General features: G+C 58.8%; 13 protein-coding genes. 6 read left to right on the top strand and 7 right to left on the bottom strand.

Going from position 1 to position 13,157, the window contains the following annotated elements; all coding sequences use genetic code 11:
- Positions 1 to 108: 108 nt before the first annotated feature.
- The gene (locus NAC44_RS09250; RefSeq protein ID WP_250940122.1) at positions 109 to 744 is read right to left on the bottom strand and encodes a glutathione binding-like protein; all 636 of its coding nucleotides are present in this window, start codon (positions 742 to 744) and stop codon (positions 109 to 111) included.
- Between the two features lie 142 nt (positions 745 to 886).
- Between NAC44_RS09250 and NAC44_RS09245 the strand changes: the two genes are divergently transcribed.
- Positions 887 to 1,210 carry a winged helix-turn-helix transcriptional regulator gene (locus NAC44_RS09245; RefSeq protein WP_250940121.1) on the top strand — a complete coding sequence of 108 codons (324 nt, stop codon included), beginning with the start codon at positions 887 to 889 and terminating at the stop codon, positions 1,208 to 1,210.
- 202 nt (positions 1,211 to 1,412) lie between these two features.
- Here the strand turns inward: NAC44_RS09245 and NAC44_RS09240 are convergent, their stop codons facing one another.
- Complete coding sequence (locus NAC44_RS09240) at positions 1,413 to 2,321, bottom strand: LysR family transcriptional regulator (protein WP_250940120.1); 909 nt, start codon at positions 2,319 to 2,321, stop codon at positions 1,413 to 1,415.
- A 127-nt stretch (positions 2,322 to 2,448) separates the two neighbouring features.
- Here NAC44_RS09240 and NAC44_RS09235 point away from each other — a divergent pair, with 127 nt between their 5' ends.
- From NAC44_RS09235 to NAC44_RS09220, 4 genes are all read left to right on the top strand, one after another.
- On the top strand, positions 2,449 to 3,210 hold the full coding sequence (locus tag NAC44_RS09235; RefSeq protein ID WP_250940119.1) for a substrate-binding domain-containing protein: 762 nt from the start codon (positions 2,449 to 2,451) through the stop codon (positions 3,208 to 3,210).
- A gap of 24 nt (positions 3,211 to 3,234) precedes the next feature.
- Positions 3,235 to 4,212 (top strand): malate dehydrogenase, encoded by a 978-nt coding sequence (locus NAC44_RS09230; RefSeq protein ID WP_250940118.1) that lies wholly within the window; start codon positions 3,235 to 3,237, stop codon positions 4,210 to 4,212.
- 251 nt (positions 4,213 to 4,463) lie between these two features.
- Positions 4,464 to 5,159, top strand: coding sequence for a response regulator (locus tag NAC44_RS09225; protein ID WP_250940117.1), 696 nt, complete (start codon positions 4,464 to 4,466; stop codon positions 5,157 to 5,159).
- On the top strand, positions 5,152 to 6,210 hold the full coding sequence (locus NAC44_RS09220; protein WP_250940116.1) for an ATP-binding protein: 1,059 nt from the start codon (positions 5,152 to 5,154) through the stop codon (positions 6,208 to 6,210). The genes NAC44_RS09225 and NAC44_RS09220 overlap by 8 nt, the downstream gene beginning before the upstream one ends.
- A gap of 63 nt (positions 6,211 to 6,273) precedes the next feature.
- Here the strand turns inward: NAC44_RS09220 and NAC44_RS09215 are convergent, their stop codons facing one another.
- The 3 genes from NAC44_RS09215 to NAC44_RS09205 are packed head-to-tail and all read right to left on the bottom strand — an operon-like array spanning position 6,274 to position 11,172.
- The gene (locus tag NAC44_RS09215) at positions 6,274 to 6,843 is read right to left on the bottom strand and encodes a cytochrome b (RefSeq protein ID WP_250940115.1); all 570 of its coding nucleotides are present in this window, start codon (positions 6,841 to 6,843) and stop codon (positions 6,274 to 6,276) included.
- The gene (locus tag NAC44_RS09210) at positions 6,840 to 9,995 is read right to left on the bottom strand and encodes a multidrug efflux RND transporter permease subunit (RefSeq protein WP_250940114.1); all 3,156 of its coding nucleotides are present in this window, start codon (positions 9,993 to 9,995) and stop codon (positions 6,840 to 6,842) included. The genes NAC44_RS09215 and NAC44_RS09210 overlap by 4 nt, the downstream gene beginning before the upstream one ends.
- Positions 9,996 to 10,005: 10 nt before the next feature.
- Positions 10,006 to 11,172, bottom strand: a complete 1,167-nt coding sequence (locus NAC44_RS09205; RefSeq protein ID WP_250940113.1) for an efflux RND transporter periplasmic adaptor subunit — start codon at positions 11,170 to 11,172, stop codon at positions 10,006 to 10,008.
- A 182-nt stretch (positions 11,173 to 11,354) separates the two neighbouring features.
- Between NAC44_RS09205 and NAC44_RS09200 the strand changes: the two genes are divergently transcribed.
- Positions 11,355 to 11,873 (top strand): N-acetyltransferase, encoded by a 519-nt coding sequence (locus tag NAC44_RS09200; protein WP_250940112.1) that lies wholly within the window; start codon positions 11,355 to 11,357, stop codon positions 11,871 to 11,873.
- Positions 11,874 to 11,956: 83 nt separating this feature from the next.
- Here NAC44_RS09200 and NAC44_RS09195 read toward each other — a convergent pair whose 3' ends face one another.
- Both NAC44_RS09195 and NAC44_RS09190 read right to left on the bottom strand, forming a co-directional pair.
- The gene (locus NAC44_RS09195) at positions 11,957 to 12,730 is read right to left on the bottom strand and encodes a YoaK family protein (RefSeq protein ID WP_250940111.1); all 774 of its coding nucleotides are present in this window, start codon (positions 12,728 to 12,730) and stop codon (positions 11,957 to 11,959) included.
- A 160-nt stretch (positions 12,731 to 12,890) separates the two neighbouring features.
- On the bottom strand, positions 12,891 to 13,121 hold the full coding sequence (locus NAC44_RS09190; RefSeq protein ID WP_250940110.1) for a hypothetical protein: 231 nt from the start codon (positions 13,119 to 13,121) through the stop codon (positions 12,891 to 12,893).
- Positions 13,122 to 13,157 lie beyond the last annotated feature (36 nt).

Here is a 13,157-nt window from a genome sequence, read left to right as displayed (position 1 = left end):
TAAGCTTTGAAGTTTGCCTTCTTTCGGCGCCGAAAGGGGGCAAATGCCACGCCGAAACACAGGAATATGACAAAAGCGGTCATAGAGCGCGCTGGAAAAATGATGAACTCAGCTCAGCGATAAGCCTTCTTCAAGTATGGACTGTTTCACCGCGCGCCGTTCCTTGACGCATAGATACCAATCTCTGAGATTGAGAAGGTCGTCAAAGTGTATATTTGCATCATAGTATGACGTCAGCCACGATGCCTGCCCCCAGCTTGTGAGAGCGAACAGATAGGCATCGGCGACCGTGAAATTCTCGCCCATCAAAAAACGCCGCGATGCCAGCAAATTGTCGATCCATGCGTAACGCTTTTCCAGCTTCGGCGTTGCTGTTTCGAGATAGGCGCCCGCCTGTTTCGCATAAAGAAGTGGAATGAAGCCCTTGTGGATTTCGGTCGACAGGAAACTCAGCATCTCCTGCAGCTTGTAACGCTCGAAAGTGCCGTTGGCCGGAGCTAGGCCGGATTGCGGCTTCAGATCGGCCATGTACTGGACGATGGCTGGCCCCTCGAAAAGCATCGTGCCGTTCCCCAGGTCCAAGGCTGGAATGTAGCCATGGGGATTGATGTCGTAATAATCTTGGCCCTCTTCAGTTTTATGATCTTTGAAGTTCACCCTGACAAATTCGATATCCAACTCCAGTTCATTGGCAACGATGTGTGGTGAGAGCGAGCAAGCGGCGGGCATGTAGTAGAGTTTCATGAATCGGCTCCTGGATTTCAACACCTCGCGACATGTTGTGCGAGAACCGAAACCCACTTAGTTGTGACGGTATAAAAATGTAAGAACGCAAAATAATGTCATCTAGGTACATAAATTATCCCTGCTTTCACGAGGTGCGAATTTGAAAGACACCGTCACCGGTTGTTCCGTTGAGCTCGCCATGCATCTGCTGGGCGGACGATGGCGGTTGCTCATCGCATCCTATCTCATCGATGGTCCGAAACGGTTCAACGAGCTCAGGAGGCTCATACCTGGCATTTCTCATAGGATGCTGAGCCTTGACCTTCGCGCATTGGAGGACGCTAGCTTGATCTCCAGAACCGTTTACCCCACGGTTCCCGTAAGGGTGGAGTATGCGCTGACCGAAGAAGGATGCAGGCTGGGTAAAGTTGTCGCAGTCGTGAAGGAATTCGGGCTTTGGCTGAAGGACAGGGATGCAAGCTGACCTACTGCATCATTTCTTAAATCGGGTGTGATTTAAGGTGTGTGTTCCGGCGTGGCATTTGACCCACCATCGGCGCCGAAGGCTGCCCCGCCACGCCGAAGAAACGGAAAATAGATCAGCGTGTTAACCTGTACTAACCGGGGTCACTCTTCTGCGCCGAAAGCGGTCAAACTTCAAAGCTTAATCACAGAGCAGCTTCGCCTCAGTTCCGTGATAGGTTGTCGGCCTGTTCTAATAGCAGCTCTTCGAATGCATCCGCCGCCTTCGAGCGATATCGTTCCTTGTGCCTGATCAGGAAAAATGGGCGTGGAAGCGGGGGATGGTTTGCTTCGACCAGCAGGCCGCTGGCGAGTTCAGTCTGGGCAGCACTTCGCGAGATCAGCGTCGCCCCCATGCCAGCCTTGACCGCACCGAGTACAGCCTCGTTTCCGGGCAGGACGATCGCAACATCTAAGACCTGCGGCTTCAACGTCTCCTTCTCCTTGGCTATCATGGTCTCGAAGGCGAGACGGGTGCCTGATCCGGCTTCGCGCAGTACCCATGTCGCTTTGGCAAAATCCGCATGAGCGAGCTTTTTGCCTTCGGCCCAGGGATGGGCTGGCGAAACGACGATGATCATCTGATCCGTGGCGATAATTCGCGATGACAAGTTAGGGCGACCGACCGTGCCTTCAACCACGCCAAGCTCGACCCGCCCGGACTGGACGGCATCGGCGACCGCTTCTGTATTCCCGATCCCGACATCAAGACTGAGGCCGGGATAGAGCGCATGAAACTTGGCAAGCCGCGACGGCAACCAATAGGCACCGATCGTCTGGCTGGCCATGACCGAAAGTTCCCCGCGCAACAGACCCGCCAAGTCGCTGAGCGCGGCCTCTGCAGCCTTTGCTTCGGCGAGAACCTGTAGCGCGTGTTCCAGAAAAATTTCTCCAGTCTGGTTGAGCACAATCGAGCGGCCGATGCGGTCGAACAGCGCCACGCCATGCCGCTCCTCAAGGGTGATGACGGCGGCGCTGACAGCCGACTGTGTCATGTTCATCGCCTTGGCGGCTTTGGTGATGTGCTGATGGCGTGCGACTTCGACGAAGATGCGCAACTGATCGAGTGTCATGGGAATTACAACCTTTGATTTATTCTCCAGTATAATCGATTTTATCGAACGTTCGTAGCGAAATTATGCGATGGAACTCATGCGGGATGGGGCTAATCTCTTTCCTGTCAGACAAGGAAGAAACACGATGCTCAAATCCATCATCACCGGCGCGGCCGTACTCATTGCCACAACAGCGCCAACGTTAGCCGCCGAGATCCACGTCTATGGTCCAGGTGGTCCACTGCCGGCCATTCAAGAGGCTGCGGCGGCCTTCGAGAAGAGTTCCGGTGATAAGGTGATCGTTACGGCGGGCCCGACATCACAATGGATTGGTATGGCGAGAAACAATGCCGACCTGATCTTCAGTGGCTCCGAAACGATGATGTCGGACTTCGTGAAAGCCATGGATGGCCAGATCAAGGATGCCGATGTCGTACCGCTCTACCTGCGCCCCTCGACAATTCTCGTGCGTCCAGGCAACCCGGACAAGATCACAGGCCTCACCGATCTGTTCAAGCCGGGCCACAAGGTGCTGGTTGTCAACGGTGCCGGGCAGAACGGTCTCTGGGAAGACATGGCGGGGCGCACCGGCGACATCGAGAAGGTAAAGGCTCTTCGCGCCAACATCAGGACGTTTGCCGCCAATAGCGCCGAAGCCAAGAAAATATGGACCGAGGACAAGTCGTTCGACGCCTGGATCATCTGGAACATCTGGCGGGTTGCCAATCCCACGCTTGCGGACGTTGTTGAGGTTGAACCGGATTATCGCATTTATCGCGACACAGCGATCGTTTTGACCGACCGTGGTGCCAGCAATGCCAGCGCCAGGGCGTTTTCGCAGTTTCTTCAGGGCTCTGAAGCCAAGGCCATCTTTGCAAAGGCCGGCTGGACTACGGCCAGGAAATAACCCAACTCTACTCAGGAAAGACAAATGGCAATGCAATCCACTCCCAAAAAAATTGCCGTGACCGGCGCAGCTGGCCAGATCTGCTATTCCCTTCTGTTCCGGCTGGCGAATGGTGATCTTTACGGCAAGTCGCAGCCGATCGAACTGCGACTTCTCGACCTGCCCCAAGCCCAGGATGCCGTTCGCGGCGTCGTCATGGAGCTTGAAGACTGTGCCTTTCCGCTGCTGCACAACATCGTCATGACTGCCGATCCCAGCCAGGCGTTTGAGGGTGTCGATGCAGCGTTTCTTGTCGGCTCGCGGCCGCGTTCAAAGGGCATGGAACGGCGGGACCTGCTCGCAGCAAATGCAGAGATTTTCAAGGTTCAAGGCAGGGCGATCAACGAATTCGCCGGACGTCAGGCCAAAATCCTCGTCGTCGGCAACCCGGCCAATACCAATGCCTCCATCCTGATCGCCAATGCTCCGGACTTTAATCGCAGACAAGTCAGCTCCATGATCCGGCTCGATCATAACAGGGCATTGACCCAACTTGCGCGGAAGGCCGGCTGCGGCGTCGGCGAAATCGACCAGCTTGTGGTCTGGGGCAACCACTCCCCAACCATGTTTGCCGATTGGACCTTTTCAAAGGTTGCAGGCAAGCCCCTGTCGACGATTATCGCCGACGATCACTGGTACAAGGAGGTGCTGATCCCAGAGGTGGCAAGACGGGGCACAGCAATCATTGAGGCAAGGGGTGCATCCTCTGCCGCATCCGCCGCAAATGCCGCCATCGATCAAATGCGTGATTGGGTGCACGGGACGGATGGACGCTGGACGTCGATGGCCGTTTCCTCGGAGGGCCACTATGGCATTCCGGAAGGACTGGTTTGTGGCGTACCTGTCATTTGTGCAGAGGGTGATTACAGCGTCGTTTCGGGGCTCGATCTCGACGGCTTCGCAAGGGACATGTTGGAGAAGACGATCGCAGAACTCGTTGGCGAGCGCGACGCGTTATCCTGAGGTCGTCGCGAGATCCAAATTGAACCTGGATCACCAGATGGATGGCAGGATACCGTTGGTATTTGCCCCATGATGATCGAACGTCTGTCTTCTATGGCCGTCTCCTGTGCCTGAGCCTATCGGGTCTCCAGCCATTCAGCTTCCGTGCAGTTTCCGTGGAGATTTGATGGAGGCGCAAAGAACGCGTTGACCTTTGCGTTTGGGCAGCTTCTTTTGAGCTCATATTGAAGAGACGCAACAGGGAGGGCGGCATGGACAACGCACTCGTTCTGATCATCGAAGACGAGCCTGAGATTGCCGAAATTCTCGAAGCCTATTTCATTCGCGAGGGGTTCCGGACCATCAGCGCCGGCGATGGCGTGATCGGTTTGGCGCACCACGCCACGCTCAAGCCGGACCTCGTGATCCTCGACGTCAAGCTTCCCGGACAGGACGGTTACGAGGTTCTGGCTGCTATTCGCCGGCGCGGCGACACGCCTGTGATCATGGTCACGGCGCTCGCCGAAGATCTCGACAAGCTGCAGGCATTGCGCATCGGGGCCGACGATTATGTCGTCAAGCCCTTCAACCCGCTGGAAGTCGTGGCGCGCGCCAAGGCCGTGCTGCGCAGGACTTCGCGCCGGCAGGCCGGAAACGTGATCCGCGTCGGGTCGCTTACCATCGATCCGGAAGCGCATTCCGCGCAGGTGGACTCGGCCAAAGGGGTCGTGCCGCTGGAACTCACCAGAACCGAATTCCGGCTTCTCAGCCACATGGCCAGCGCACCCAACCGGGTGTTCGAGCGCTCTGAGCTGGTGGACGCCTGCCTGCCGGAAGGCGATGCGCTGAACCGCACGGTCGACAGCCATCTCTCCAATCTCCGGCGCAAGCTTTCTGCCGCTGGTGCCGAAGGCCTGCTGACCGGTGTGCGGGGCGTCGGCTACAAGGTGGCCGCACCGCATGGCTAAACCGCTCAACACCCATATCCTCATCAGCATGATCGGGCTGACGCTTCTGGCTTTTGCCGTCATGTATGGCGGCATCACGCTCTTTTACTTCGTCATCTACCCCGCCCTCTATCCTGACGCGGTTTATGAAGAGAAATGGCAGCTGGTTGATTTCGTCGTGCTGGGACTGATCCTTGCAACCGGCATCGTGGCGGCGTCATTCGTCGGCTGGCGGCTGGCGCGCAATATCGCGGCGCCACTCCATTCCGTCGCAACCGCCGCTCGCGCCATTGCGGCCGGCGATTTCTCGACCCGTGCTGAAAACGTGCGCTGGAGCTTCGGGGAGGCCAGCGACCTGCTTGCCGATTTCAACTCCATGGCGGAGCGACTGGAAAAAACCGAGGCGGAGCTGAAATATGCCAATTCGGCGATTGCCCACGAATTGCGGACACCGTTGACGATCCTGCGCGGGCGCCTGCAGGGGTTGCTCGATGGCGCGTTCCAGCCGACGCCCGAACTCTACACGCGACTGATCGATCATGTGGACGATCTTTCGAGCATTGTTGAGGAGTTGCGCACGCTGGCCATGGCCAATGCCGGTCAGCTCGATCTCACCCTTGAGGAGGCCGATCTGCCGACCGAGGTCGAAGCCGTCCTGACCGTCGTTGGCGCCGATCTTTCTGCCGCCGGGATCAACACACGGTCCGACCTTAAACCGGCGAGAACCATTGCCGATCGCGCCAAGCTGCGGCAGGCGCTTCACGCGCTCCTGCAAAACTGCATCCGCTACGCGCCCGGTTCCATGGTGACCATCGAAACGGGGATGAGACAGGACACCGCATTCATACGCGTGTCCGATGACGGGCCTGGGCTTTCGAACGAGGGGCGCGCGCGTGCCTTCGAGCGCTTCTGGCGCGCCGACGGCTCGCGCACCCGCGCCCGTGGCGGGTCCGGTCTTGGGCTTCCCATCGTCCACAGTATTGCGCGTGCCCATGGCGGAGAGGCTGTGCTTGTCGACCGCACGGGCCCAGGCCTGACGGTGGAGATCCGTCTTCCGGTCGTCGCATTCTGATCACGATGCGACTGGTTGCAGGTGCGTTAGCGGCTTGAAGATATCGCGGACATGGCCGATGTCTCAAAGCATGCGCGGAAGAACGTCTGTCTCCCCGTTCCTATCCTCGAACCTGTGTTTCACGGTTCCGGCGACGTGCAGCAGAATGCAGGCCAGCAGAAGATAGGCGCTGTACTGATGCAACGCCTGAAACACCGAGAACGCGGCATCGCTCTTCGGAAGGAATTCCGGCAGGCGTGGTCGCACGAAGAACGGCACGCCATCGCCGTCAGGAAGACTGGTCGACATGGCGTAACCCAGCATGGGCGTCAGCACCGTTAAGGCCATGATGACCCGGTGAATGCTGTGCGAAAGCCATTTTTCCCAAGGCTTCAGCGATTGCGGCGGATGCGGAAGAACGGCCCTCAGGTGAAAGCGCAGGGTAAGATGCACCAGCGCAAGGAGCCAGGCCAGAACGCCGAACTGCTTGTGGTTCGGGTAGAAGATCGTCGCGGTCGGATCGTCTTCAGCCCTGCCGGTCATGAACCATCCGGATGCGATCAGTCCGAGGATGAGGATCGCACGAAGCCAGTGTAGCACCCGCATTGATAGCGGATATCTGATCCGGGTGCCTGCCTGTAAAGTTTCGATCATGGCGTTGTCCTCTTTTCAGCGTGTTGCTCCAGTGCTTGATCTGCGGTTTCCGTTTGAGGGGGCGCGACCCCGGACTTGCGCTGCAAGCGCGCCACGATCGCATAGAAGACGGGCACGAAAATCACGGCGAGCACGGTCGCGGTGATCATGCCGCCAAGAAGGCCGGTGCCGATGGCGTTCTGGGTTTGCGAGCTTGCGCCTCTCGCAATCACCAGCGGTACGATGCCCAGCGTGAAGGCCATAGAGGTCATCACGATTGGCCGCAGGCGCAGACGCGAGGCTTCGATGATGGCCTGCGTCAACGCTAGACCGTCCTTCTGACGCTTGCGCGCGAATTCCACGATCAGGACCGCGTTCTTCGCGGACAGGCCGATCAGGGTGATCAGCCCGACCTTGAAGAAGACATCGTTTTCCAGCCCGCGAAGATGCACAGCCATGACGGCACCGATGATCCCCAGCGGCACGACGAGCATGACCGACAGGGGCACCATCCAGCTCTCGTAAAGAGCGGCAAGGACGAGAAAGACGATCAGGAAGGAGAAGGCCATCAGGATCGGAGCCTGTGCGCCCGATTGCCGCTCCTGCAGCGACTGGCCGGTCCACTCGAGAGCGAAGCCCTTGGGCAGTTCGGCCGCAAGCCGTTCCATCTCCACCATCGCCTTGCCGCTCGATATACCTGGAGCTGCAGAGCCGGAAATGCTTGTTGACGGATAGCCGTTGTAGCGCGTGAACTGCAACGGGAGCGTCGACCATTCGGGCGTCACGAATTCCGAAAGACGGACTATCCTGCCGGTATCACTGCGGACATGCAGTTTCAGCACGTCGTCCACCTGCATGCGGCTTGGCGCCTGCGCCTGAACGATCACCTGCTGCAAGCGGCCGTTATGCGGGAAGTCGTTGACATAGGTCGAGCCGACGGCGCCGCCCAGCGTATCGCTCATCACCGAATAGGAAACGCCAAGGGCGCTCGCCTTCTGCCGGTCTATGTTCAGCGTGACGCTCGGCCCACTTGGCAGCCCGTCCACACGGACATCGCTCAGGAGCTTGCTGTGGGCGGCCAGTTGCGTGAGCTGGGATGCGGCAGCGGCGAGCGCCTCTGCACCCCGGTTGCCACGATCCTGCAGCCGCAGGGCAAATCCTGACGTCGTGCCCAGCTCCTCGATCGCCGGTGGCTTGAGGCTGAATATCTGCCCCTCGCTGGCGGCAGCCATGGCTGTCGTTGCAGCGGCCAGTTCCGCGTCCACGCTGGTGGTGCGATGACCCCAATCCTTCAGCGTTGTGAACGACATGGCGGTGTTGGGCCCGGACCCCGAGAAGCCGAAGCCCATGATCGTCAGATTGTTGGCAATATCGGGTCGGCTCTGCACATGTTTTTCGTAAAGATGGACGACATCGCGCGTCCGCTCGGCCGTCGCATCGGCGGGGAGCGTGAAGGAGGTCATGAAGGAACCCTGATCTTCCTCTGGAACGAAGGCCGTGGCTAAGGTGCTGTAGCCGTAGGCAACCCCGCCGAAGATCGCCAGATAGACGACCATCACGCGGCCGGACTTCTGGATGAGGCCGCCGACCCAGCCTGAATAGCGCATGGTCAGGCGGTCAAAGGCGCGGTTGAACCAGCCGAAGATGCCCTTTCTCTCATGATGATCCGGGCTGACGGGCTTCAGAAGCGTCGCGCAGAGAGCGGGCGTGAGACTGAGGGCAAGGAAGGCCGAAAACAGGATCGAAACGGCCATGGACACCGTGAACTGCCGGTAAATCGCCCCGACGGAACCGGACACGAAGCCCATGGGAAGGAAGACGGCAGTCAGAACGAGGGTAATCCCGATCACGGCGCCCGTTATCTCGGTCATCGCTTTCTGTGTCGCAGCGCGTGGCGACAGCCCTTCCGTGGCCATCAGCCGCTCGACATTTTCCACAACGACGATGGCGTCGTCGACGATGATACCGATGGCGAGAACCATGCCGAACATGGTCAGCACGTTGATCGAATAGCCGATCGCCAGCATGACGGCGAAGGTTCCGAGCAGAGCGATCGGCGCGACAATCGCGGGAATGAGCGTGTAGCGGATGTTCTGCAGGAACAGAAGCATGATCAGGAAAACCAGGACCATGGCTTCGCCCAGCGTCTGCACCACCTTCTGAATCGAGATCTTCACGAAGGGGGCCGTGTCGTAGGAAATGGCATATTCCATTCCCGGCGGCATGGTAGCGGAAAGTTCCGCAAGCCGCTGGCGCACGCCGCTTGACGTGCTGACGGCATTGGCGCCAGGCGACATCTGGATGGCCGCGGCCGTTGCGGGCTTGCCGCCATCGAGAATCGAAAATGCGGAGGACTGCGATCCCACCTCGATCTTGGCGACCTCGCCCAGGGTCAGTCGCGAACCATCCGGGTTTGAACGGAGGATAACCTGCGCGAATTCTTCCGGTGTCTGGAGCTGGCCACGCACGTTGAGCGGCACGCTGACCTTCTGTCCGGGCACGGTTGGGGAGTCACCGAGACGGCCCGGCGCCACCTGGATGTTCTGCGACTGGATGGCCTGCGTGACCTGCGCGATGGACATGGAATGGGCGAGCAGTCGTGTGGGATCGACCCATATCCGCATGGCCGCTTCCGAACCGAATGACTGCACGCGACCGACGCCACCGACCCGCTTCAGTTCCGGCGCAAGGTTGCGCACCAGATAGTCATCAAGCGTCAGGGCATCGATTGAGCCGTCCTTCGACTTCAGTGAGACGATCATCAGGAAACCGGACGAGGCGGACTCCACCGTCAACCCGGCGCGGCGAACCGGTTCCGGCAAGCGGGATTCCACTGCTTTCAGCCGGTTCTGGATGTCTACCTGGGCGAGTTCGGGATTGGTTCCCGGCTTGAAGGTCACGGTGACGGTCGTCGACCCGGAAGAATCCGCCGAGGACTCGAAATACAAGAGGTTTTTCGCGCTCGAAATTTCGCGTTCGATCAGACTGGTTACACTGTCATTGATCACCTGTGGCGTCGCACCGGTATAGGTGGCGTAGATCGATACGCTGGGCGGCGCAATGACGGGGTAACGGGAGACCGGGAGCTGGGGAATGGAGATGAACCCGGCAATGACGATCATGATGGCAATGACCCAGGCAAAGACGGGCCTGTCGATGAAAAACTTTGGCATCGTCTTTTCCTTAGCCTTGCTTGCCAGAGACCGCGGCAAGGTAGGGGGGTGTCTCGAGATGTTGGCCCGGCTGGACGCGTTCCTTGCCGAGCACGACGACGACCTCGCCCGCCGCAAGCCCGCTTCTGACCAGGTATCGCCCTGCAACCACCTCGCCCAAAGTCACGGTTCGGGCCGTGCCCGTACCGTCAGCGCCGACGATCATGAGTTGCGGCCGTCCCGCACTGTCGCGCGCAATCGCCTCCTGCGGCACCAGAAGAGCCGCGCTATAGACCGCGCGCGGCACCATGGCGCGGATGAACATGCCGGGAAGCAACTGCCCTTGCGGGTTCGCAACAAGAATGCGCAGCCCGAGGCTGCTGGTCGCGCTATCCACCGTGATGTCGGAAAACAGGAGCTTTCCGTCCTGACTGAAGGGTTTCCCCGTGAGCGTCATGATCTTGACGGCCAACGCCTGCGGATTGCTCACGCCGGCTTCCGACGCAGTATTGCGCAGGTCTTCGAGGCTCATCGCCGATTGGCGGACGTCCACGAAGACCTGGTCAATCTGCTGGACGACGGCAAGCGGTGAGGTGGCCGATGGCGAGGCAAGCCCGCCCTCGCTCATGAAAGACTGGCCGATGAAGCCGCTGATCGGACTGCGGATCGTGGCATTGGAAAGCTCAAGCCGGCGCTTTGCGAGATTGGCCCTGGCTTCAGCAACGTTCGCCTTCGCTTGCGCCAGCGCCGCTGTTGCATCGTTGAGGGATTCAGTGCTCATGGCGTTCTTGGACGAAAGCAGTTCGGCGCGGTTGAATTTGATCTGCGCATTGACAAATTCTGCTTCCACACGCGTCAAAACCGCGGCAGCGGCGTCAACATCGGCTGCAAACGGTGCCGGATCGATCTGGAAAAGCGGCGCGTCCTTGTCGACAAGCGTTCCCTCGCGGAATATTTTCTTCTGGATGATGCCGCCGACCTGAGCGCGGATTTCCGCAGAGCGATAGGCTGAAACGCGGCCGGGCAATTCTTCGTAGACGGTCAGCGGTTCAGGTTTGACCCTGATGACGCTGACGCGAGCGGGCTCTGCCTGAGATGCGTCACCGTTGGGGGTTTCGCCCTTATCGCTGCAAGCGCAGAGCAGAACGATCGGCAGGCATAACACCGCCGCTTTCCACAAACCCTTGTTGCGTCCCATGTCTCTCACCATCGCCAGTGCTCAATGGACGTGCTCTAGGCATGCTTCGTGGAGGTTCTGTGCAGATTTCGTCGCGGTTGAATGGAACGGGCGCATCGCCACTCGACGGTTTCGGTTCGCGATGCCAAGTAAGGCCTGTTGAAATGGCTGTCGCCTTTTGCACAGTAACTCAGGTGAACGACATGACTGAACCCATCATCCAGCTGGCGCAAGCCGATGCAGACGACATCGCAGACTTCAAAAAGGAGTTGCAGGACGCCTTCGCCGTGGCGGTCGTCAACGAAATGAAGGAAGATCCGGGCGAACCCATCCCGTCAGATGAAGAGCTTGATGCCTCGTTCAATGCCCAGGGCGCCGTCACGCTGCGGATCCTGTGCGAGGGAAGAAAGATTGGCGGTGCAGTGGTGTCCATCAATGATGTCAACCGCCACAACTCGCTCGACCTGTTTTTCCTCAAGCTTGGCGAAGAGGGACGTGGACTGGGTCACAAGGCCTGGCTTGCCATTGAGAAGCTGTATCCCGAAACGCGCGTCTGGCAAACCTTCACACCCTATTTCGAGAAACGAAACATCCACTTCTATGTGAACAAGTGTGGCTTCAAGATCATTGAGTTCTTTAACAGCCACCACCCCGATCCATCTCATCCAGTCTCAGGAAGACTGCCAGTCGATGAGGGATTTCTATTCGAAAAGGTCATGTAGTGGCCGTGACTGGCAATCCGGGTTCGCCGCGTGGCGCCCTACAGCGCCATGCGCCAAAGATGGCGCACAAAGGTCGCTGTCAATCACAGGTCCAGGGTCGGGTCTGCGGACCCCGTTGCACGATCAGATGAGCCCATCCGGTCACCGATACGCCGTGACTGGGAAATGCCGGTTACGGCAATCGCAAACAGCAGGATGGCGGCGGCGATCAGCAGCCAGCCGCCGACGGCCTGATAGATGACGACGCCGACAACACCCCCCAGCAGAAATGCGGCAATTGTATAAAGATGCAGGCGCAGCTTTGAGCGGTTATGGGCCGCATCGGTTTCACGATCACGACCGCGCAGGATGTCGAGCGCGATTCCAAGTTCGATCCCGATATCGGTTGCCATGCCGGACACATGGGTTGTGCGGACACGGGCGTCGGAAATCCGAGTGACAACCGCGTTCTGCAGGCCCATCAGAAACGCCAGGCCCAGCACCACGACCGGTGTGTGCCAGGCTCCGAAGAGCCAGAGATCGGCGCAGCCGAGCAGCGCCAGCAGAATGGCTTCCGTCAGAACGCTATAGGCGTAAATGCCGTGGATATGCCGTCGCCGGCCTGTGTTGATCAGGACTGTCGAGACGCTGGCCCCAAAAATAAAGGCGAAGACAATGCTGAAATAAAACAGCGCCGACTGCCATTGGCCAATGGCGATGTGATCCGAAAGGGCCGAGACATTTCCGGTCATGTTGGCGGAAAAGAAGCCAACCGAATAGAATGCCGATGCATTGAGTGCACCAGCAACGCTCGCCAGCGTGCAGGCGAGGTTGAGATCAACGCGTTCGTTACGGGCTTTGCCTTGCTGCAGCAGCATGCGATATTCTTTCCGGGCGAATTTATAGCATCAGCGGCGAATACACCCGTTAGGGCCGGGCCGCAATGTCGATCTTGCCGCTTCTCAATCAGGGTTCATCCGCGATCGAGCGGGTGATGTCCATCGGGCGGAAGACACCACTTTGGTCGAACGAGTCCTTTCAATTCGCAAACGCGATCCAGCGATCTTGCCACCTGTGCGTCATCCCCGTCATCGGTTCGGCGGCGGTGCCAGATCGGGCACGGATTGGCACGGTCTTGACCCGTTGCGAGCCCCCGTACCGATCAATACGCTTAGGTTGTATTTCATGTTGGGAATATGCACCCGATTGAAGAGGCGCGATATCCTTCAGAGTGTTGGGGTCGCCGTTCATGCGGATGATGAACAGCATGGCGTTTTCCAGAACGATGCTCAGGATTTTGTTTCC

It is taken from the genome of Allorhizobium sonneratiae (genome assembly GCF_023700755.1).
In the GTDB taxonomy this organism is placed as follows: Bacteria; Pseudomonadota; Alphaproteobacteria; order Rhizobiales; family Rhizobiaceae; genus Allorhizobium; species Allorhizobium sonneratiae.
Note: the sequence above shows the minus strand (reverse complement) of the source record. Positions and strands in the feature narration are given on the sequence as shown.